Raw genomic sequence first — 18522 nt, 5'->3', positions numbered from 1 at the left:
CGGCGCGCATGCCTCGACAGATGCAGGAAGCGCGATACCGGGTGAGCGACCGGGGCCTGAGAGAGAAAGATTTCACTGATGCATCTTGGCGACAGGATGCATTGGGAAATCACACAGGAGTCACAGCATGAACGAGACAAGCAAAACCCCGGCAACGGAATTTGATCATCGAAAGTACAAGTGAATCATCGCCCTGGAGGGCAAGACGATGCGACCAGTAATGACGATGAAGCCCATTCGCGACTCTCTGGGTCGACTGATGGATGAAAAGCAGGATGCCGGAGCGGGCAAGTTCCATGGCTGGGGCGTTGAGTACGAAGAGTTCGAGAATGGCCCCGGCAACTACACCGTGGCGATTGTCGAGATGCCAGACGGCTCGATTCAGACGCTGATGCCGTTCTTGATTCGCTTCCTGGACGGCGAGGGCGCCAAAGCGAACACCCCATCAATCAGAACTCTTTGAACAATCAGCGCCAGCGACAACCTGTCGTTAACTGCCCGATGCCCTGCTCCACATCGCAGGCCGTATCGGGGTGTGATCTGAATACGCAGGCTGATGCGTTGATAGCGGCTACAGCAGCCCCAGTTGCTTGGGAAACTCTTGAAAAGACGCCGTTTAAAAGTCTGCAAAGCAACCAGACTAAAAAGTCGGAGATCAGCGCCGGCTAGATCACACCACCGATGCGGATGATTTCAAGCCGTTAAGTCGGCCCCCTGCATCACCCCATTCAATAGGTGGCCACTGCCTTCCCAGTGAGCGATCAATGGAGGATGCAGCCATGCATAAGTAACCGATCGTCGCTGAGCGACAGCATGACCAGCCGCTACAGCGCTGGGCGCTTTGACCGACGACAGAATATCGGTCACGGAGTGCGCTGGTGTGCCGCCAGCCCCGTTAGCGGGAATCGACCCTACGGTCGGTCATTGGCATTGACGCCGGAGACGTAACCGGCAGCGCAGGCGAATCCGGGACCGCAAGGTCAGTCCAGATGCATCTCGGGAAGCGCCGAGCGCCTGCATCCCCCTTCCCTTCAATTTCAATTTAGACCGCATCGGCGGGCACCAGGCCTGCGCTAACGGCGCGCAGGCGGTTGGTCGCCCTCGCTGGTGTCCGGCCGATTCGGTCCAGAGGATCAAATCATCATGAGCGAGCTCGGATATTGCGAGGGAGATACCTGCGGCCGGAATGGCTGTAAGGGTCTTGTCGAATCGCACGAAGCTGAGAACTGTAGTTGCCACATAAGCGCGCCATGCAGTGCCTGCACCGCGCCGCGCGGTTACTGCGGCGCTTGCGGCTGGGAAGAGCCGGAAGATCCAGCACCTGAGCCTGGGCCAATGAGCCAGAAAGAGCAGGATTACTGGAAAGCGCAGCGCGAGGAATGGGATCGCCTTAGAAGCTTGCCACTCGATAACACAAAAGTCAGTTGGCGCGATGCGCCGCACACTAACTCCTCGATGATCAAGGAAGGCGTCTACCCGCTTCAACTGAGCAGTGCCGAAGTTGAGCGCGAAGTGCGCGGAACGTTCGGCGGCCGCTTCCTGCAATTCGGCGACGGCAAATTCAAATACGTCGCGTACACAGACTGAGCCCTGGAGGCGATCATGTCCCGCCATGCCACGGCAAAGCGCTTCATTGAGCGCGCAATTGCTGAATATCCCAATGCCCCCTGCCCCAACATGACTGCCGCCGCCTTTCAGATGGCCGTGGAGCTGTCATACGCCCAAGGCGATATCAGCGACTCAGAACATACAGCCTATACAGCTCAGTACCAAAACATGTTTGGCATACAGCCCATCCGGAGAAGCGCATGAGTGATCTTGAGCACTACCAAGATAGCTACCAGGGCATGCAGTCAGTTCGTCGGGCAGAACAGCGTTTTGACCAGCACGGGAACCCAGTCCGCCCCACTGAGGACTTTTGCCATAACTACGACACGCCAGCCGATATCCAGGCAAGGCACAAAAAGGAAGCGGCGTATCGAAAAGGCTTGGCGATTCGGATCGGCGCTGCAATCGCAAAGATGGAAAAAATCTGCCCGCCAAAAGAAACGGAGGTACAGCATGACCACGCCGCTCGTAGCGTCGATCATTGATGAACAGGTTGCCGAAGCGACCGAAGCTCTTCCATGTGATCGGATCCTGCTTCTCTTCAAGGGGGCGACCATGCAGGCGGCTCAGCAGGCCGCTGCCAGATCATTCATAGAAAACCCAGATGCATGGAGCTGCCGAGCCTGCATATGCGGCGAGTGGACTGTCGGTTACGAGGTGAGAGCATGACTCGCCACCAACGCGCCCGCCGAATCGCCTACTGGCGAGGATCGGCAATTGTCCTGCTCATCGCAGTCGTCTGGATGCTGGTCAGCGCCTACGCATCGCACCTTACTCAGTAACTCCCACTCTCATTAAATCGCAGCGCCCCGGCCCGGAGCGCGAGGAATTGTCATGCCCGCAAATACTAAGCAAGCACAGGTAGAAGAATCACTCAAGATCAACGAAGGAACCTTTGTGCAGGACTCGGCGGAACCTTCGGTAGCAATCACCGACATCGCCGAATACAGGCCGCACGAGGAGCAGATTGTTCGCTTGGAGACCACCTACGCAAAGCTGGTCGTTGACTGCTCTACCAGCGAAGGTTTGGCGAACGCAAAGGAAGTCCGCGTCGATATCCGAGACGTGCGCTACGCCTTGGCAAATACCACCAAGACGGCGCTGATTCCCTATCAGCAGAAGGTCAAGGACGCCCAGGCTCGCGTCAACCAGGTTAAGGAGTTCGGCGAAGCACTTAAGGAGCGAGTCTTAGCGATCGAGACGCCTGTCGATGAGGCTATTAAGGCTGAAGAGAAGCGTGTTGCGGACGCCAAAGCCGAACGTGAGCGAATTGAGGCTGAACGCATCGAGGCCATTCGAGCAAAGATTACCCGGTTCAGCTCTGTAGCTGCTGCGTACGCAAGTCGCAGCGCCACAGACGTTGCAACCATCCTGCAAAGCGTCAAGGAGTCGGTGATTCTGCCCGAAGAATATGCCGAGTTTGAAGCTGAAGGCACGATCGCTCGCGATAACGCCATTGAACAGCTGGAGACGCTACACAAATCCGCCATTGAGCGCGAAGAGGCCGCAGCCAAGCTGCAGGCCCAACAGAAGGAACTCGACCAACTGCGCGAGAAGCAACGTATCGCCGACGCTGAAGCTGAGGAGCTGCGCAGACAACGCGCTGAAGAAGACCGCAAGCGGCTGAAGCAGCAACAGGATGAGCTGGACCAGCAGCGTCGCGATATGGAGGCGCAGCAACGTCAGCAGCGCGAGCAGCAGGAAGAACAGCAGCGCATTCAGCGCGAACGAGACGCCCAGTATCAGCGGGACCAGGAAGAACTTGCTCGTCTGCGTGCGCAAGCTTCAGCGCCGGCAACAGTGACTGCAGCGCCTCCTGCTCCGGTGGCAGAGAAGGTCGATGTCGCAACTGTCGGTGGGCATGCGATCGCCGCCGAGCCCGACGATGTGACAACGACCGCGCCACCAGTTGAGGACATTGTGGAGGTAGTAGCCCTGGGCTTCGACGTGGACCTCGACACCGCTCGCGCCTGGCTCCGCGCCATCCGCTTCTAACTCCCTTTCCATCTGAAGGCCGACCGCCCCCGCGCCGGCCACGGAGAGCGCAATGAACGATACAGACCCCCCAACGCAATCCAGCGTTGCGACCTACCACGATCCATCGCATAACGCGGCAGCACTGATCCTTGACCCAGGAACTATGCGCTCGATGACGGATTTAGCCTTGATGATGTCAAAAGGCGCTACCACGGTCCCCAAGCATTTGAAGGGAAATCAGGCCGACTGCATGGCGGTGGTTCTGCAAGCAATGCAGTGGCAGATGAACCCCTTCGCCGTTGCGCAGAAGACGTTCATCGTAAACGGCGGAGCATTGAGCTACGAGGCGCAGTTGATCAACGCGGTGATCACCTCGAAGGCTCCGGTCAAAGGTCGATTGAACTTCGAGTGGTTCGGTGCCTGGGAAAACGTCATCGGGAAGATGCGTGAGGTCATCAGCAAAACCAAGAAGGACGAGGACACAGGCGAACCCAAGAAATACCGCGTCCCGGCCTGGAGCTTTGACGATGAGAAGGGTCTTGGGGTCAAGGTGTGGGCGACCTTCAAGGGCGAAGACGAGCCGCGCAGCTTGGAGCTATTGCTCTCTCAAGTACGCACGCGCAACTCCACACTCTGGGCGGAAGACCCCAAACAGCAAATTGCCTACCTGGTGACTAAAAAGTGGGCGCGTCTGTTTTGCCCTGACGTGATCCTCGGCGTTTACACGCCAGACGAGTTCGAGGACTCGTACGGAGGCGAAATCGACATCACCCCGGCTCAGCAGGCTGCAAACACAGCCGCCTCTGCGGGCGTGCCATTCGGACCCAAATCTCCATCACCAGAAATTGACGGTGTGTTCGCTGATCTTTTGATTGTCGCGAAACGGCAAGAGATCGACGCCTATGCAGCCGCGTGGGCTGCACTCAAGCCAAAGCAGCGAGCTGCGATCGGTCTGGAGTGCCACGAAGCACTGAAAAGTATGGCAGCGACTGTCGATGGAGACTTCATCGATATGACTGGCCCCAAAGATGACCAGGCTCAGGCCGAGGAAGCGACGCAGTGAGAACGGAACTCCAAGGTACCGAAAAATGGCATGCCGATCGCTCTGGCCGCGTGACGGCCAGTCGGTTCAAGGATGTCGTGGCGTGGGGTAAGCCTGACAAAAACGGGAAGCGCGAACCTCTTGGCGCGCGTACGTCCTATATGCGTGAGCTCTGCTTTGAAAGGCTCGCGAAAAAGTCCAAGCACCTCGTCAGCAGCGCTTCTATGAAGTGGGGGCACACGGAGGAACAAAAGGCGCAGGACGCCTACGAGATGCTGACAGGCAACATCGTCGTGCCTTCCGAATTCATTGTGCATCCAAAGTATGACTGGCTCGGTTGTTCGCCCGACGGCCTCATCAATGACGACGGCGGCACGGAATCAAAATGCCCTTTCAACGAGGCCATCCACGTCAAAACCTGGCTTGAGGGAATGCCCGAGGAGCATATGCCGCAAGTCCAAGGTTGCATGCTCGTTACGGGGCGGAAGTGGTGGGACTTCCTGTCATTCGATTCACGTCAGGATGAAGAGTGTCAGCTGTACGTTGAGACGATTTATCGAGACGAAAAATACATCGCCAACCTGCTTATCGAGCTGGTCCAGTTCAACCTTGAGCTAAATCGAATGGTTGATGAAGTCGCGGACAAGGCTCGGGCACAAGCACATCGACTGGGAGCAGCTTAATGATCAGCCTCGAACTCAGCAGCATCCAACACAACCGGGTCGAGTCGGCCCGCCTCGCCCAGGCCATGGCGGAATACGAGAGTCGTGGCGGCAACATCACCCAAGGCTCTTGCTTCACCGGCAAGCCAGTCCCGCCCAAGCGACGGGACTGGGTAGACCCTGAAACGGTGCTCAAGCGCAAACCTAGGCCGATGTCGCTCGCTGAACGCCAACGGCTCCGGCAAATGGCGGAGGCGATATGAGCAAGCGCAAACCCTGTAACCGTAGAGCTCAGATCGAGCGCAGTCTTCGCGCTCTGCTGGGCACCAATCATGCCTCCGTTATCAGCATCGAACCCAGTGACCTGCAGATCATGATCAACTGGAAGAGCGGTAAGCAGATCACGTCGCGGCAGGTAGCCAGCGCTCTCTGCGATATCTCGCACCGCTGGACGATGCACATCGCTGGGATCTGTGTTCAGAAAGACGGTGCCCATTACATCAAGATGACGGCCTTCACGCCTGACGGCATTCATCGGGTGGAAAAGCTGTCGGACGTCGTCGAGCACTTCTATGAGGAAGTGAAGGCCGAATGCAACGCGAACCACCTGGTGGGAATGGGCTGGCTGGCAGTGCCTGGCACAGTCGAGGTGAGCGAAAGGCAGGTCGCTGCCCTGCTCTCTTCAATTGGAGCCTGGAACCAAGTCAAGGTCGCAGCATGAAGCGCATCAACAACAGAGTGCGACAGCGCCGAAAGCAGTTGCACATCAAAATCCCTCCAAGCGGTTATGCGGAGTTGTGTAATGCCTGCGGATCAAAAAGCGAGGTCAGCCAAAGCTGCCGCCAAGCGCGCCAAATATGCAGAGAAGGAGTTGCGGCACCGGGTTCGACCAGGCATTGAGCAGGCCATCGGGCGAATCAGTGCTCGTGCTGACAAGATGGAGACCAGCGAAATGCTTCAGATCGCGGTCATGAAGATGGATCTGATGAGTGACGAGGAGCTTTCGGTGTTTCTGAAATATCCGCGCCACGAAATCATAGTTAGTGAATCTGTGGCGCGAATGATATGCGTCGCCGGACAGAAGAAAGCCGCGCAAATATATGATGATGAGTAGCCATCCGCCTCGGAATCGCTCCGACATCGTTTAGGCTATTTAGGTAGCATGCCACTGTCTTTCAGATAATCTAATTTTTCTCTATAAGGCATATCATCGAACAGTTTAAAAGAGTTCATGAGCACCCTCAACCCCCTGCCTTCATTACTTATTGCATATAGAGCAGCACACTCAATCTCTGCTGGGGTCAAGAGAGACTTCGTGATCATCAAGTAGCTCTGCTTCAGACTGGGACTATCCAAGTCAAAGGTATCAATATGCGATAGCAACTGAGAAAGAATTTTAAAGCATCTAGCCGGCCCGCCCTCCACTTTGGGTAAAAACTGGCTATTCAGATGATGTTCAACTGTTGGCTTGATTTGACTGGACCTAATACTCGGCGCACCTCTACTCAAAGCATCCCAATCTATCTGATCCACATTAGTGGACTCAGATATGTTCGCCAGAACCGAAACGCCAACAACTCGACCTCCATCTGGGCCTGTTACTTCTAGACCTTCCACGCTTTTAGAGTAAATTTGCAATAACCCAAAAAACACTGACTCAAAACTTTGCTGTTTAAATATCTTAGTTTGCTCTTGCTGTATACTCAAAGCAGATTGCGCCTCAGCCCGCGCAGACTTTAGCTCTTCAGACTGGAACCTGAGCCCTCTGACTACCGCGACCAACGCCAGAAAGCTTAAAATAGGATTCAGAACACCTCCAAAATAATCACCAAATTGTCCCCAGTGTTCTTGTCCACCCAGACCCTTCGCGTAAAAATTTGATGGATATGATGCGAGCACTAACGTGATCACAATTACCGCATACGCTACCAAGTATTTATTCAGAGAAGGAATCAGACTAACCCCCTTTTTAGCTCGTACCATCAGTACTTTGATCAAGTCCCACCCCCGTTAGGTTTTATTTCATCTTCCGTAATACCCCAACTCAAACCAAATAGCCACTATGTCGCATCCTGTCACGGAGGGCGGCGCATGCATGGAGGCACCCATGGCGAAGTTCTACTACCAGATAAAAGGGCGTCTACCAGCCAAAAGCGAGTACAGCACGTCGGAATGGACCTGGCCTCCGGTGTTCAGCGGCCAAGTTGAAGCCGAAGACAGGAAAGCGGCGCGGACAGCGGTTGAAGGTCTGTACGAGCGCAAGTTTCCGATGGCTGTAAAGCTCAAGGATATCGACGCGCACGATTATTTGCTGCACATCCAGCCGCTTGAGGATACCGACACTTACCTGCTGTCGCGCTTCGAGGATAAGGCCTGCAAGGAATGCGGTGCGGTGTTCAAGCTGATCGACAAGTACAACGACCCGTACACAGAGACGAAGAGCCACGACTACTGCACTGAAGCCTGCCTGGCTGCAGCGAAACACCGTGACCTTTCCGAATTCCGACTCGCCAGCGAAGGCCGGTCACCGCCGGTGATCTACCAGGTTCGCCAGAAGTCGACCGGCATGGTCTATGTAGGGCAAACCACTCAACCGTTCACACTTCGTTGGTGGCAGCACTTGAGCAATCCAACGGGATGCAAATTTCACGCAGCGCTTAAAAGCACTGAAATAACTGACTGGGATTTCGGTGTTCTTGAAGTGATCAATTATCCAGAGGGCTGCACCGATCGGGCGGCCTACATCACCCGGCGCGAAGGCCACTGGATTGAGGCTCTCTCAGCGGTAGACGCCGGATTCAACACGGTTCGTCCAGTGGCGACGGCCAACCCGGCACAGCCAGCATATCCCCTCACCTGAACACCATCCCTAATTCAACGATAACGCTCCCTCCGGCGAGGGCGGCGCTCACCTGAGGTAATTCAAATGCCCGTACTTCACAGCGTAATTCACAAGATCGACAAGAAGCCTGACGGCAGTCCGGCTGTTCTATTTCTCGGCAATGCTGAGCAGGTCGATAGCCAGGCGCGTGATGATCTGATGTATCAGTTCAACGAAAGCTACAACGCCACCGCTGGTAAGGGCTGGGGATTATTTCACCCCGAGTCAGGTGCCTATCCACTGAGCGGCTGGCTCGGCAAATACTTGGGTGACGGGATCAACTTTCTGGAGTTCAGCACTACCGCTGTAGAGCATCTGGTCAAGCTGATGGAAGAGTCGAACCTGACAACCGGCGGACACGTCCTCTTCTGCCACTACCTGCAAGGCATGACCGATTACCTGGTCATTGCTTTGGTGCAGGAAACGGAAGCAGTGACCATGACCGAAGAACTGGCTCTCATGACAGTCAAGCGCCTGGATCTGGACCACATTCGACTGGCTGCGCGAATCAACCTCAGCGAATGGAAGAACAACCCAGCATCCCGCCAGTACATCTCGTTTCTGAAAGGCAAGCAGGGTCGCAAGGTCAGCGATTATTTCCGCGACTTCATCGGTTGCCAGGAGGGTGTGGACGGACCCGGCGAAACCCGCACCCTGCTCAAGGCCTTCAGCGACTTCGTGGAAAGCGAAGACCTGCCGGAAGAGTCGGCCCGGGAGAAAACCAAGGCTCTGGTGGATTACGCCAGCAGTCAGGCCAAGCTGGGCGAGCCGATTGGCCTGGAAGAGTTGTCCGAGCTTATCGACGAAGACCGCCCGCGTGCGTTCTACGATCACATCCGCAACAAGGATTACGGCCTGTCGCCGGAGATCCCCGCCGACAAACGCACCCTGAACCAGTTCCGGCGCTTCACAGGTCGCGCAGAGGGCCTGTCGATCAGCTTCGAGGCGCACCTGCTGGGTGACAAGATCGAGTTCGACAAAGCCGGAAGCACGCTGACTCTGCGAGGCCTTCCGACCTCGCTCATTGATCAGCTAAAGCGCGCAACGGTCTGATAGAGAGGAGAAACGCCATGGACCTGTTTTACCTGCAGGACAGCCGCAACCATGCCTATGTCGGCGACGGCCTGTCGTTCTGGGCCAAGGACGGAAAAGGCTACACCACCAATCTTGACCAGGCCGAGCTGTACACCCAAGAGCAGGCAGCCAGTCACCGCGATACGGACATTCCGTGGCCGAAGAATTACATCGACCAACGGGCTCATATTGGCGTTGATCACCAGTACATCAGCGAGGAAGCTGCCCTGCCCAAGCTGGTCGAAGGCTGCCTGTGCGCGCTTCAGGTCCCGAAGAAGTGGAATGGCAACGACATTCTGTTTGCCCGGTGGCCGATTGGTGAAACTGACCGGTTTGAGCGAGCGCACCGCCTGACACTGGAAAATGCTCTGGCGATTGGTGATGACGATCTGGTGATCTGGCCTGTTGATTACCTCTTGATGCACGCCCGGCGCGTTGTTCATCGCCAAGATGTCGATCTGAAAGAGGCGCTGAGCGGCACTGGGGTCAATCTACCAAAGCCCAAGCGCCCGCGCATGATGATGTTCAACTGCCACGGATGCGGGCGCTTTGTCAGTGATGAAGGTCGGTTCATATCCGATTGCCGGAACTGCGGCGCCGACAATCGGCCATAGCAACTTAAGCTCGGGAGATCAATCGCATCAGACTGAGTGATCAAGCGACCCTGAAGTTGATGACACCGGATACGAAGGGCAAGAAACGCGCATGCAACAGCGGAAATATTAGCCCCCTATAGCAACAAGTGCTCGTACTTAGTGGGGAGCAATGAAACCTCGCCCCAGCCTAGGCTGGCCAATGCAAGTCCGATACCATTTTCTCTTACGGACCCATAGGCAATAACGATACGACCCACGCTTTCACGGGCAAGACCTCTTTCATTGCCTTCTGCAACAGTAAACTTCAGTACAAAGTCCTTGAAGCTACAGTTATTCGGAGTTTCCAAATAAACAAACCTGGCATTGTTTGGGCCGCCCCTCCCAAAATCAGTAACTCCGACTACTTTTCCGTACAAGAGCATTGGACCCGAGCCTTTCTTTAGCTCGGGGTGGATACCCACAAGCAGGTCCATTAATTGGACAGCATGCTGGCTGTTAGGTAGAAAGTAGTATTTGTAGTAATTTTCATCGAATTTTCTGCAAAGCCCTGCAACCGTAGATATCTTGCTCGGCAAGTTGAAGCTCTCGCCACGATGCCTGCTGATCGGAACGTCTGCTGGCTCGCCATTAATATCTTCTACGGGAGTTTCGTTGTAAACATCGGGATTCTTAGAGGGCGCTACTGGCCGTTCCTGCATGAAACCTTCAATAATTACCATGTCGCCATTCAAGATTGCTTGCTTCGCATCTTCCTCTGTGTCGTATCGTTTGCCTTGAGCGGGCTTGGTTCTCAAACCGCAATCTGTCTTTATATTTTTTCGATGACCATAAAATGCGCTCCTTCCGCGCTTGTTAGCGTCGTCGCGATCTGGAGATCTATATAAAGGGCAGCAGCACTCTGGGCAGAATATCTTTCCGCGATAATCTGGCTCGTACTCAGATACCAGTTTGCGCTGAGCGGTGCTTTTCAAAACAGATTTATCTCCATCTCCCCATGCCCAGGAGGGGCTATAGAGAGCATGTTTTATACGATTCGCTTCACCTTTAGCCGCCGACATTTTCACTCCTTCGAGACGGTTTGATACACGCCCAACTTCATACCCCACTTCCCCTCATCACGCCAGCCCGGCAATGCCGAAGGCTGCCTGGAGTTCTTATGCAATCGATCATCTATGCGGGAATGCGCAACGGTGAGCGCGACCAGAAAATTCTGGAAGCCCTCACGTTCAAGCATGTCAAAGAGGTAGCGATAGAGTTCAAGCTGGCACCCTCAACAATCAGATCCATCGCGAAGCGGATCGAAAGCGTTGCGGTTTATGACCTTAATCTGCTGGGGGGGGGGGGTAGCCCGATCCGTATCGGAAAGGTTGCCGCTGACTCGTTCCGGAAGGCCGCTCTCGGCGCGTACCGGAACTTTCATGGCACGTTTCGCAATCTCGAACTGAGCTGCTGGAAGATCACGGACGGAGAAAATTCAGTAGATGTTGCTGAGCTTCGCCTTATCGACATAGGAGAAAAATCGCTTTAGCTCGGCATGTCGAAGATGAAGAAGTCTTTCAATCTTGCGCGCAAGCGCTTGGGCGTTTCCGCTGCGAAATAGAACCTCCAGGTGCCGTCGGCAAGCAGCTCCGAATCAACAAGATAGGTCCCCACTTCGTTTTCAGTCATACCTACAGCGCCTGCTATCTCCTTGTTTGTAGGTCTGCTGCTCATCGGTAAGCCTCCGTTGCCCGGCATAGCGCCGCACTTCAACCAATAGCCCACTTCAACGAATCACGCCACAGGCGAGGATCACTCATGACCGCATTTCAACGCCAACTCGCCAGCCAGCAAACACAAACCTTGGCACTTCCCTTCGAGCAAGAGCTCATCGTCGACTTGTTCGCCGGTGGAGGCGGTGCAAGCTCTGGTATCGCCCGGGCGTGGCGCGAGCCAGATGTAGCGGTAAACCACAACGAAATCGCCATCGCCGTGCACCGTGCCAACCACCCACAGACCCAGCACTATGTCGCTGACGTGTTTGAGGTTGACCCGCTTGTTGCTACGCGCGGCCTGCCGGTTGCGCTGCTCTGGGCATCGCCGGACTGCAAGCACTTCAGCAAGGCCAAGGGCGGAGCGCCGCGTGATCGCAAGGTGCGCGGACTTGCCTGGGTGGTTATACGCTGGCTGCATGCAACCCGCCCCCGCCTCATGCATCTGGAGAACGTGGAAGAGTTCTGCGACTGGGGACCGGTTGACGATGAAGGCCAGCCAATCAAGGCAGAGAGAGGTCGCACCTTCCGTGCTTTCATCTCGGCCATGAGCTCCGGCCTCGCTGAAAATCACCCAGATATGCCCGAGATCATGGCTGCAATCGGCGAGTTCGTGCCGGTCGAGGCCTTGGTGCGCGGGCTGGGCTACACAGTCGATTGGCGGGAGCGTGTGGCGGCCAACGCCGGCGCGCCAACGATCAGGAAGCGGCTGTATCTGATCGCACGCCGCGACGGCAAGCCTATCGTCTGGCCCGGCCCCGTTCTTCATAAGCAGCCGTCGGCCAAGCAGGAAGGCTGGCGCACATCGGCAGAGTGCATCGATTGGTCGAATTTGGGGCGCACGATCTTCCGCGCCAAACCGATGGCAAAAAATACTCTGCGCCGAGTAGCTAAGGGCCTCTGGCGTCACGTCCTGACCAGCCCCAAGCCATTCATCGTGCCAATGCGTGGAACGTCGGCAGCGCACACGAGCACTCATGGCGTAGACGAACCCCTCTCGACCGTCAGTGCCGGCGGCAATCATCACGACTTAGTGCAGCCTGTAGTCACACCATTCCTCACGGAGTGCGCCAACGGCTCATCACAGCGAAACTTCGATATCCAAGAGCCGCTCCGCACCCAAGTAGCACAGGTTAAAGGCGGTCATTTCGCCGTCGTGGCTGGGCACCTGACTCATCTTACGCACCATGCCGTCTCGGCTGCATTCATCGAACAGGCCAACGGCGGATTTTACGACGGCGACGGACGGCCAGCCGACGCACCGCTTTCGACTATCTGCCAGTCCGGTGCGAACCAGCGACTGGTGAACGCCTACCTGGTCAAGTACTACGGCAACGAGAAGGATGGAGTATCGCTGCGTGAACCCATGCACACACTGCCTACAAAGGACCGGGTGGCCGTAATCGAGGTTGAGCGAGTGTTGAACACACTGACCTCGGAGCAGCTTGAAGGTGCCCAGCGTTGCGCAGCATTCATGCATGAGCACCTGCCGGAGCATTTCAAGGAGAAAGCTGATCTGGTGATGCTCGACGGCTACGTACTTGTCGACATAACCCTGCGCATGCTCAAGCCGCCAGAGCTGAAAAAGGCTCAGGGCTTCAGCCACGAATACATCATAGACCGAGGCTTCTTCGTTGATCCGGAAACGGGCATTGGCGAATGGAGGGATATCAACATCACCGACCAAGTGAAGCTGATCGGAAACAGCGTTTCACCATACGAAGCCTATGAGCTGGTAAAGGCCAACGCAGCAGACCTCATCGATCTCTATCGGCGACTTGCCGCCTAACCCCATTCAGCCGGGCACGCCCCGGCAAGGAACCCTCATGTCAAAAATCTACTTGTCAGGCCCAATGACAGGCCTGCCAGACCTTAACTTCCCGGCATTCAACGCTGAGTCCGCACGCCTTCGAGGCCTGGGTTTTGATGTCGCAAACCCTGCGGAGTTGAACCCTGAAGGTGCGTCGTGGGGCGACTGCATGCGCAAAGATATCGTTGCGCTCATGAGCTGCGACACTGTCGCGACGCTGCCCGGCTGGGAGCACTCGAAAGGCGCGAGGCTTGAAGTTCTGATCGGCGAGCGGCTGGAGATGACTGTCGTAAAGGCTCAGGACCTTGTTCCTCCGCCAGCAATTCTATCTGTAGGCCAAGCGCCAGCCGTCGGCGGTGAGCTTGAGCGCCTTTCGATCAATTGGGGCGAGCAGCACGTCGAGAAAGACCGCTTTGGCCTTTACGTGACCTTCCACAGCACATACCGACTCCAGGCCGATCTGCAATCCGAACGACAGTTACGCCGTGATCATGCCGCCCGTATTCACGAACTGAGCGATGAAGTCAAAGACCTCAAGGGCGAGGTCGAGAGGCTCAAAAATGAGCTTGGCGTAGCGAAAGGTGAGTACGACCGCTCAGTCAACCGTCGAACTCTGGCCGACGGCCGGAGCGCCGAGCTTGAGAGGCTATTGCGCATTTACAGCGCTCGCGGCCTTTCGCCTGTACTGACCGAAGGCGAGCTGGAGCACATCGACGCAGTACTGGGCGAGGGTAAAGAGCATGGGTAATCACGAACTGAAACCGTGCCCGTTTTGCGGGGAGATTCCGATCATCACTAAGCATTTCCGAGAAGAGGCTTATAATTTCATGCACCGCTGCGCTGTGCTCGGCCCTGTGAGCTGGGATTTCCGCATTGACAGGCAGAGTCATATCGATAAGTGGAACTCACGCGCCGCCCTCGCTGCGCCTGTGCAGAGCGAGCGGGAGCCTTTATACCAAATCAGCGATGGCGTGAACGGCTGGAGGGATGTTGAGCGCCTTCGGTATGAGGCGTGCTGTCTTGACCCAGAGCAGTACGAGTGCCGTATCGTTTATCCCGCCGAGCCTGTGCAGGTAGCGAGGATGCCGAATATTTCAAGGTTCGACCTTGAGACCCCTGACGGGCCGGAGCGCTTCCTGAAAAATCTGTTCAAGGTCTGCATCGGGCGAAGCGACTTCGATGCTTACATCCATGCCGACCTCGCAAGTGACTTCGCCTATGCGCTGTCGAAATGGATTGCCCAGATCTGCGCGCAGCAGGCAGAGGCGAAGTCATGAGCCTCCCTCCGGTCACTCTCCCCATGTGGGTCGTCGACCAGCTTCGCGAGTCGCTGGCTTTGACGCCTGGAACATGGACTGAGCTTGAAGCCTGCGTTACCCGCGCCATCGAGCAGTCGGCCGAGCAGCGCAGCGCCCAACAGGAAAAGCTGGAGGCTGCCCGGTACCGGCATCTGCGTGATGCCTGCGGCGATCTTAGGATCGTCAGTTTCTCCGCCGAATCCGAAGACAGCGCAATCAAGACCGGCGACGAAGCTGACGCTGCGATTGATGCAGAGCTGAAGTAACCCCTCTCCCCTCTATTGATGCTGCCGCGATTTGGCGGCAAGGATTCCCCATGACCGAACGTACACCGATCAAGACGGAGGCCGAACTGTGCGCGGCATTCATCCAGTCGATGAACAAGCTGGCTGGCTGGACCTGCTATCCCGAAGCAGCGGGCTTCGACATTCTCGCAGTCCACGAAAACGGCCGGCAGGTCGGCGTCGAGGCAAAGATGACCCTTAACGCCAAGGTGGCAGATCAGATCCTGCCGAGGGATTACGAGACCTTCTACGGCAAGCCAGGGCCTGACCACCGCATCGTGATCGCAGGGAAAAGCAGCGATGCCAGTTACGGCATTGCCAGAATGCTGAGCCTGTTGGGCGTGCAAGTTCTCCTGCCGCGCTGGATGCGTCACGACAAAGATCATTGGAGCTGGGGCTTTGAGCTGCGGTGCGAAGAGAGTCGCAGTGGGTGGGCATTCTTCGCCAACGATGAATACTTGCACCTGTTTGATTGGAATCCGGCTGAACGGTGCCGAGTGCCGCTCGCAGTGGGAACTCATCAAGCTGGGGTTCCATCACCCATCAGCCTTACCCCATGGAAAGAAGGTGCATTGCGGGTAATCGCACTGATGCGCAAGCAGGGGTACATCGCTGCAAAGCAGATCCAGGAACTGGGCATCAGCCCGACCGCCTGGACGCGCCCGAGTGGCGACAAGCCGGGATGGCTGGCCCGGGGCGAAGTGCGTGGTACCTGGATAGAGACTGAGCACATGCCGCCATTCGATAAGCAGCATCCTGAGGCATACGCCATCGTTGCCGCTGAGGCCGACGCCAAAACCGAACTGCAATCTCAATCTCAGTTGGAGCTCACAGCATGACCCGTATCGCCCTCTGTTTGATGCTGCTGGCCACCAGCGCCAGCGCAGCCCCTACCTCGGCACCGGCCCAGCGCGAAAACGTGATCGAAATCGAGCGCGACTCACAGCGCGGCGTGACGTGCTACATCCTGAACGGCGTCGGCATCAGTTGCGTGCCGGACAGCCAGCTCAAGCCCGAACCAAAGGCCAAACAGACCCAGGCGCAGGACATGCGCGTTGATGAGAGGTATTCGATGTGAGCGATATGATCGAAGTCCGGGCACGGGAACTGACCGGGCATGCGCTCGACTACTGCACTCTGGTAGTGAGCGGCAAGCAAGCCAGAATGACTGCTTCAGGGGTTCGCGTGGCGCTGGGCGGCAGCGTGTTTCAGCGATTCAGCCCAACCACGGACAGCCTGTTGGCCAGCGAGCAAATCGTAACCTATAAGGTGCGCTTCGATGTCGACGCTCGCGGCTCGGAGTTCGCGGCCCGGGTTGGTGACGTTGTTTGCAGCGGCTCCACTATCGATATCGCCGCGTGCCGGGCAATCGTGGCTTCAAGGCTCGGAGAATGCTTCGGCATTCCGCGAGAGCTTATGCCATGAGGCTGATCCCGCAAACCGGCTGGCTCCGCCGCCAGCTCGAATCCGCTTTAATCCTGCTCGCCGCCTGGATACTGGGCGGTCGCAATGTCGCCCGCTCCGGGGTCGTCTCCCGATCCGACAACAACGAAATGTTCGAGATGGACTTCGAGCTTCGCGAGATCGCCCGGCGCATCCGCAAGCAGTACCAGTAACCCACCCCTTTCAACTCAGCCTGCAGCAGCGGGCATGGAGAGCTATTGCCATGACGAAACACAGGTACACGCCCGGGCCTTGGATCCATAAAGGCCCAGACCACTTTCGTGACTACAACATCCTGCACCAGGGCGACGCACTAGCCGTCGCGGCAGTGGTATCGAACATGCGGCCGAGCTACGAAATCAAGGCCAACGCAAAGCTGATCGCTGCTGCGCCGGAGCTACTGGAAGCAGCCATTGCCGTTCTCGCCGATCTCAGCGAGCGAATTGATGCTGCAGTTGCCGAGCGCCGTCCAAGCCCGGTGTTCGCCGGTATCGCCGCCCTGCATGACGCAGTCAACAAGGCGACCGCATAACCCATCCCCATCTATGCCGCCGCGAGCGGATCACCAAATCAATCCAGAGGCAGCTATGGGCGCACAAAAACCGCAGCCTCGCTTTCTGCGCGCAGGCGAAGCACCAGAATATTTAAGTATGAGCCTTCCTCTTTTCAATGAAATTGTCAGACCTTTCGTGAACGAGTTTCCCATTGGGGAGCGTGGAATTGGCTTTGACAGGCATGAACTGGACGAATGGGCTTCGTCATACGTTGCTGCCAAGGCAATTGATAAAAAGGGCGCAAGGGCGCAACAATTGTCCCGCAGCGAGCGCCAGAATGGAGCAAAACAATGGCGCGAAAAACGATCACAGGTCTCTCCCAGAGGGGCGGCCTCTGGCATATCGACAAAAAAATCAACGGCGAAAGACTTTACGAATCTACTGGAACAGCTGTCAGACAGGAGGCAGAGCGCTACCTGATTCACAGGCTTGAGCAGATCCGGCAGCAGAAGGTATATGGCGTGCGCCAGGTTAGGACTTGGCGCGATGCGGCAATGAGGTTCCTGGTTGAAATCAAGGACCAGCCATCTTTCAAGCTGTCCGCGCACCATCTGTCTCAGCTTGATCCGTTCATAGGTGACATGCCACTGACGCATATTGATGACCAGGCGCTGGAGCCTTTCATCAAGGATCGCCAGGCTACCAAGCGACTTCCGAACGGAAAGATTCAAAAGGGGGTTAGCAACCGAACGGTTAACATCTCAATTGAGAGGGTGATCCGGGTTTTATCTTTGTGCGCAAGAAAGTGGCGCGATGATGAGCGACGGCCTTGGCTGGATAGCGTGCCGATGCTAACGAAGCTGGAAGAGAAGCGGTCGAGTCGAAAGCCATATCCTATGTCGTGGGAGGAACAATCGATTCTTTTCGGGGAGTTGCCAGCGCACCTGCAGACGATGGCTTTGTTCAAGGTGAACACAGGCTGCCGCGAGCAGGAGGTCTGCAAATTGAGGTGGGATTGGGAGATTTCGGTGCCGGAACTTGGTGCCAGCGTTTTCCTGATTCCTGCCGACTTCGGCGGGCGACATGAAAACTCTGGCGTGAAAAATGGCGATGACAGACTTGTGGTGCTGAATACCGTTGCGAAATCGATCATCGACAAGCAGCGTGGCGTCAGCAAGGAATGGGTTTTCCCTTACAACGGGACGGCCCTGCACCGGATGAACGACTCGGCCTGGAAGAAAGCGCGGGTGCGCGCGGCGAAACTCTGGCAGGAGGAATATCTTCGCCCCGCCCACCCTGGCTATCTGTCGATCAGGATTCACGACTTGAAACACACGTTTGGCCGTCGCCTTCGAGCGGCAAACGTCACAGAGGAAGACCGCAAGGCTTTGCTCGGGCACAAGAACGGCAGCATTACCAGTCATTACTCGGGCGCTGAGCTCGGACATCTGATTGAAGCTGCGAACATGGTATCAGCAACCGACTCACGCGGACCGGTTCTGACGATATTGAAGAGGAAGCAGGCGTGAAAAATCGACGAGTCACGCAAAAGTCACGCACATGAAAAAGGCCAATGCTGTGAACATTGGCCTAAGTCATTGA

Annotated in this window: 27 protein-coding genes; 24 read left to right on the top strand and 3 right to left on the bottom strand. The window is 56.4% G+C overall.

Features of this window, described 5'->3' with window-relative positions; all coding sequences use genetic code 11:
* Positions 1–208: 208 nt before the first annotated feature.
* From K5D32_RS02530 to K5D32_RS02485, 10 genes are all read left to right on the top strand, one after another.
* On the top strand, positions 209–463 hold the full coding sequence (locus tag K5D32_RS02530) for a hypothetical protein (protein ID WP_221599129.1): 255 nt from the start codon (positions 209–211) through the stop codon (positions 461–463).
* 872 nt (positions 464–1335) lie between these two features.
* The gene (locus K5D32_RS02525; RefSeq protein WP_221599128.1) at positions 1336–1587 is read left to right on the top strand and encodes a hypothetical protein; all 252 of its coding nucleotides are present in this window, start codon (positions 1336–1338) and stop codon (positions 1585–1587) included.
* Positions 1588–1602: 15 nt separating this feature from the next.
* Positions 1603–1812, top strand: a complete 210-nt coding sequence (locus K5D32_RS02520; RefSeq protein WP_221599127.1) for a hypothetical protein — start codon at positions 1603–1605, stop codon at positions 1810–1812.
* A complete protein-coding gene (locus tag K5D32_RS02515) occupies positions 1809–2093 on the top strand; it encodes a hypothetical protein (protein ID WP_221599126.1) in 285 nt (94 codons plus the stop codon). Before K5D32_RS02520 ends, K5D32_RS02515 begins: the two co-directional genes overlap by 4 nt.
* A 349-nt stretch (positions 2094–2442) precedes the next feature.
* Positions 2443–3603 (top strand): hypothetical protein, encoded by a 1161-nt coding sequence (locus K5D32_RS02510; protein WP_260407128.1) that lies wholly within the window; start codon positions 2443–2445, stop codon positions 3601–3603.
* 52 nt (positions 3604–3655) lie between these two features.
* Positions 3656–4648 carry a RecT family recombinase gene (locus K5D32_RS02505; protein WP_221599125.1) on the top strand — a complete coding sequence of 331 codons (993 nt, stop codon included), beginning with the start codon at positions 3656–3658 and terminating at the stop codon, positions 4646–4648.
* Positions 4645–5310 carry a lambda exonuclease family protein gene (locus K5D32_RS02500; protein WP_201019127.1) on the top strand — a complete coding sequence of 222 codons (666 nt, stop codon included), beginning with the start codon at positions 4645–4647 and terminating at the stop codon, positions 5308–5310. The genes K5D32_RS02505 and K5D32_RS02500 overlap by 4 nt, the downstream gene beginning before the upstream one ends.
* Entirely contained in the window at positions 5310–5552 is a 243-nt protein-coding gene (locus tag K5D32_RS02495) for a hypothetical protein (protein WP_221599124.1), read from the top strand. Before K5D32_RS02500 ends, K5D32_RS02495 begins: the two co-directional genes overlap by 1 nt.
* Positions 5549–6010: a hypothetical protein gene (locus K5D32_RS02490; protein ID WP_221599123.1), complete on the top strand. Its 462-nt coding sequence runs from the start codon at positions 5549–5551 to the stop codon at positions 6008–6010. Before K5D32_RS02495 ends, K5D32_RS02490 begins: the two co-directional genes overlap by 4 nt.
* Before the next feature lie 81 nt (positions 6011–6091).
* The gene (locus K5D32_RS02485) at positions 6092–6403 is read left to right on the top strand and encodes a hypothetical protein (protein WP_221599122.1); all 312 of its coding nucleotides are present in this window, start codon (positions 6092–6094) and stop codon (positions 6401–6403) included.
* 35 nt (positions 6404–6438) lie between these two features.
* Here K5D32_RS02485 and K5D32_RS02480 read toward each other — a convergent pair whose 3' ends face one another.
* On the bottom strand, positions 6439–7287 hold the full coding sequence (locus tag K5D32_RS02480) for a putative phage abortive infection protein (protein WP_221599121.1): 849 nt from the start codon (positions 7285–7287) through the stop codon (positions 6439–6441).
* A 109-nt stretch (positions 7288–7396) separates the two neighbouring features.
* Here K5D32_RS02480 and K5D32_RS02475 point away from each other — a divergent pair, with 109 nt between their 5' ends.
* The 3 genes from K5D32_RS02475 (at position 7397) to K5D32_RS02465 (ending at position 9858) form a co-directional block, all read left to right on the top strand.
* Positions 7397–8149, top strand: coding sequence for a GIY-YIG nuclease family protein (locus tag K5D32_RS02475; RefSeq protein ID WP_221599120.1), 753 nt, complete (start codon positions 7397–7399; stop codon positions 8147–8149).
* Between the two features lie 66 nt (positions 8150–8215).
* Positions 8216–9223: a nucleoid-associated protein YejK gene (gene yejK / locus K5D32_RS02470; protein ID WP_221599119.1), complete on the top strand. Its 1008-nt coding sequence runs from the start codon at positions 8216–8218 to the stop codon at positions 9221–9223.
* A 17-nt stretch (positions 9224–9240) separates the two neighbouring features.
* Positions 9241–9858, top strand: coding sequence for a hypothetical protein (locus tag K5D32_RS02465; protein ID WP_221599118.1), 618 nt, complete (start codon positions 9241–9243; stop codon positions 9856–9858).
* A 116-nt stretch (positions 9859–9974) separates the two neighbouring features.
* On the opposite strand, the gene K5D32_RS02460 is transcribed toward K5D32_RS02465, so the two are convergent.
* Positions 9975–10898, bottom strand: coding sequence for a hypothetical protein (locus K5D32_RS02460; RefSeq protein ID WP_221599117.1), 924 nt, complete (start codon positions 10896–10898; stop codon positions 9975–9977).
* Positions 10899–10996: 98 nt separating this feature from the next.
* Between K5D32_RS02460 and K5D32_RS02455 the strand changes: the two genes are divergently transcribed.
* Positions 10997–11368 carry a hypothetical protein gene (locus K5D32_RS02455; RefSeq protein ID WP_221599116.1) on the top strand — a complete coding sequence of 124 codons (372 nt, stop codon included), beginning with the start codon at positions 10997–10999 and terminating at the stop codon, positions 11366–11368.
* Here K5D32_RS02455 and K5D32_RS02450 read toward each other — a convergent pair.
* The gene (locus K5D32_RS02450; protein WP_221599115.1) at positions 11365–11553 is read right to left on the bottom strand and encodes a hypothetical protein; all 189 of its coding nucleotides are present in this window, start codon (positions 11551–11553) and stop codon (positions 11365–11367) included. The genes K5D32_RS02455 and K5D32_RS02450 overlap by 4 nt on opposite strands.
* Positions 11554–11637: 84 nt before the next feature.
* On the opposite strand from K5D32_RS02450, the gene K5D32_RS02445 reads away from it, so the two are divergent.
* The 10 genes from K5D32_RS02445 to K5D32_RS02400 all read left to right on the top strand — a co-directional run bounded on the left by K5D32_RS02445 (position 11638) and on the right by K5D32_RS02400 (position 18449).
* The gene (locus K5D32_RS02445) at positions 11638–13380 is read left to right on the top strand and encodes a DNA cytosine methyltransferase (RefSeq protein ID WP_221599114.1); all 1743 of its coding nucleotides are present in this window, start codon (positions 11638–11640) and stop codon (positions 13378–13380) included.
* Positions 13381–13417: 37 nt separating this feature from the next.
* On the top strand, positions 13418–14149 hold the full coding sequence (locus K5D32_RS02440; RefSeq protein WP_221599113.1) for a DUF4406 domain-containing protein: 732 nt from the start codon (positions 13418–13420) through the stop codon (positions 14147–14149).
* A complete protein-coding gene (locus tag K5D32_RS02435) occupies positions 14142–14678 on the top strand; it encodes a Lar family restriction alleviation protein (RefSeq protein WP_221599112.1) in 537 nt (178 codons plus the stop codon). The genes K5D32_RS02440 and K5D32_RS02435 overlap by 8 nt, the downstream gene beginning before the upstream one ends.
* The gene (locus K5D32_RS02430; protein WP_221599111.1) at positions 14675–14965 is read left to right on the top strand and encodes a hypothetical protein; all 291 of its coding nucleotides are present in this window, start codon (positions 14675–14677) and stop codon (positions 14963–14965) included. Before K5D32_RS02435 ends, K5D32_RS02430 begins: the two co-directional genes overlap by 4 nt.
* Positions 14966–15015: 50 nt before the next feature.
* Positions 15016–15822 (top strand): hypothetical protein, encoded by an 807-nt coding sequence (locus K5D32_RS02425; RefSeq protein ID WP_221599110.1) that lies wholly within the window; start codon positions 15016–15018, stop codon positions 15820–15822.
* A complete protein-coding gene (locus K5D32_RS02420) occupies positions 15819–16061 on the top strand; it encodes a hypothetical protein (RefSeq protein WP_221599109.1) in 243 nt (80 codons plus the stop codon). Before K5D32_RS02425 ends, K5D32_RS02420 begins: the two co-directional genes overlap by 4 nt.
* Complete coding sequence (locus K5D32_RS02415; protein ID WP_221599108.1) at positions 16058–16408, top strand: hypothetical protein; 351 nt, start codon at positions 16058–16060, stop codon at positions 16406–16408. The genes K5D32_RS02420 and K5D32_RS02415 overlap by 4 nt, the downstream gene beginning before the upstream one ends.
* Positions 16405–16599 (top strand): hypothetical protein, encoded by a 195-nt coding sequence (locus K5D32_RS02410; RefSeq protein WP_221599107.1) that lies wholly within the window; start codon positions 16405–16407, stop codon positions 16597–16599. The genes K5D32_RS02415 and K5D32_RS02410 overlap by 4 nt, the downstream gene beginning before the upstream one ends.
* Positions 16600–16649: 50 nt before the next feature.
* On the top strand, positions 16650–16958 hold the full coding sequence (locus K5D32_RS02405) for a hypothetical protein (RefSeq protein ID WP_221599106.1): 309 nt from the start codon (positions 16650–16652) through the stop codon (positions 16956–16958).
* Positions 16959–17270: 312 nt separating this feature from the next.
* Positions 17271–18449, top strand: a complete 1179-nt coding sequence (locus tag K5D32_RS02400; RefSeq protein ID WP_221599105.1) for a tyrosine-type recombinase/integrase — start codon at positions 17271–17273, stop codon at positions 18447–18449.
* Positions 18450–18522: the final 73 nt, after the last annotated feature.

The sequence above is a fragment of the Pseudomonas cichorii genome (assembly GCF_019719005.1).
GTDB lineage: Bacteria > Pseudomonadota > Gammaproteobacteria > Pseudomonadales > Pseudomonadaceae > Aquipseudomonas > Aquipseudomonas cichorii_E.
Note: the sequence above shows the minus strand (reverse complement) of the source record. Positions and strands in the feature narration are given on the sequence as shown.

Excerpts from the sequence above, each read along its gene's own strand:
- K5D32_RS02445 (WP_221599114.1), top strand. The coding sequence starts at position 11,638 with ATGACCGCATTTCAACGCCAACTCGCCAGCCAGCAAACACAAACCTTG.
- yejK (WP_221599119.1), top strand. The coding sequence starts at position 8,216 with ATGCCCGTACTTCACAGCGTAATTCACAAGATCGACAAGAAGCCTGAC.
- K5D32_RS02440 (WP_221599113.1), top strand. The coding sequence starts at position 13,418 with ATGTCAAAAATCTACTTGTCAGGCCCAATGACAGGCCTGCCAGACCTT.
- K5D32_RS02505 (WP_221599125.1), top strand. The coding sequence starts at position 3,656 with ATGAACGATACAGACCCCCCAACGCAATCCAGCGTTGCGACCTACCAC.
- K5D32_RS02405 (WP_221599106.1), top strand. The coding sequence starts at position 16,650 with ATGACGAAACACAGGTACACGCCCGGGCCTTGGATCCATAAAGGCCCA.
- K5D32_RS02490 (WP_221599123.1), top strand. The coding sequence starts at position 5,549 with ATGAGCAAGCGCAAACCCTGTAACCGTAGAGCTCAGATCGAGCGCAGT.
- K5D32_RS02450 (WP_221599115.1), bottom strand. The coding sequence starts at position 11,553 with ATGAGCAGCAGACCTACAAACAAGGAGATAGCAGGCGCTGTAGGTATG.
- K5D32_RS02410 (WP_221599107.1), top strand. The coding sequence starts at position 16,405 with ATGAGGCTGATCCCGCAAACCGGCTGGCTCCGCCGCCAGCTCGAATCC.
- K5D32_RS02400 (WP_221599105.1), top strand. The coding sequence starts at position 17,271 with ATGGCGCGAAAAACGATCACAGGTCTCTCCCAGAGGGGCGGCCTCTGG.
- K5D32_RS02425 (WP_221599110.1), top strand. The coding sequence starts at position 15,016 with ATGACCGAACGTACACCGATCAAGACGGAGGCCGAACTGTGCGCGGCA.
- K5D32_RS02530 (WP_221599129.1), top strand. The coding sequence starts at position 209 with ATGCGACCAGTAATGACGATGAAGCCCATTCGCGACTCTCTGGGTCGA.
- K5D32_RS02430 (WP_221599111.1), top strand. The coding sequence starts at position 14,675 with ATGAGCCTCCCTCCGGTCACTCTCCCCATGTGGGTCGTCGACCAGCTT.
- K5D32_RS02510 (WP_260407128.1), top strand. The coding sequence starts at position 2,443 with ATGCCCGCAAATACTAAGCAAGCACAGGTAGAAGAATCACTCAAGATC.
- K5D32_RS02515 (WP_221599126.1), top strand. The coding sequence starts at position 1,809 with ATGAGTGATCTTGAGCACTACCAAGATAGCTACCAGGGCATGCAGTCA.
- K5D32_RS02475 (WP_221599120.1), top strand. The coding sequence starts at position 7,397 with ATGGCGAAGTTCTACTACCAGATAAAAGGGCGTCTACCAGCCAAAAGC.
- K5D32_RS02420 (WP_221599109.1), top strand. The coding sequence starts at position 15,819 with ATGACCCGTATCGCCCTCTGTTTGATGCTGCTGGCCACCAGCGCCAGC.
- K5D32_RS02460 (WP_221599117.1), bottom strand. The coding sequence starts at position 10,898 with ATGTCGGCGGCTAAAGGTGAAGCGAATCGTATAAAACATGCTCTCTAT.
- K5D32_RS02465 (WP_221599118.1), top strand. The coding sequence starts at position 9,241 with ATGGACCTGTTTTACCTGCAGGACAGCCGCAACCATGCCTATGTCGGC.
- K5D32_RS02520 (WP_221599127.1), top strand. The coding sequence starts at position 1,603 with ATGTCCCGCCATGCCACGGCAAAGCGCTTCATTGAGCGCGCAATTGCT.
- K5D32_RS02455 (WP_221599116.1), top strand. The coding sequence starts at position 10,997 with ATGCAATCGATCATCTATGCGGGAATGCGCAACGGTGAGCGCGACCAG.
- K5D32_RS02485 (WP_221599122.1), top strand. The coding sequence starts at position 6,092 with ATGCCTGCGGATCAAAAAGCGAGGTCAGCCAAAGCTGCCGCCAAGCGC.
- K5D32_RS02525 (WP_221599128.1), top strand. The coding sequence starts at position 1,336 with ATGAGCCAGAAAGAGCAGGATTACTGGAAAGCGCAGCGCGAGGAATGG.
- K5D32_RS02495 (WP_221599124.1), top strand. The coding sequence starts at position 5,310 with ATGATCAGCCTCGAACTCAGCAGCATCCAACACAACCGGGTCGAGTCG.
- K5D32_RS02435 (WP_221599112.1), top strand. The coding sequence starts at position 14,142 with ATGGGTAATCACGAACTGAAACCGTGCCCGTTTTGCGGGGAGATTCCG.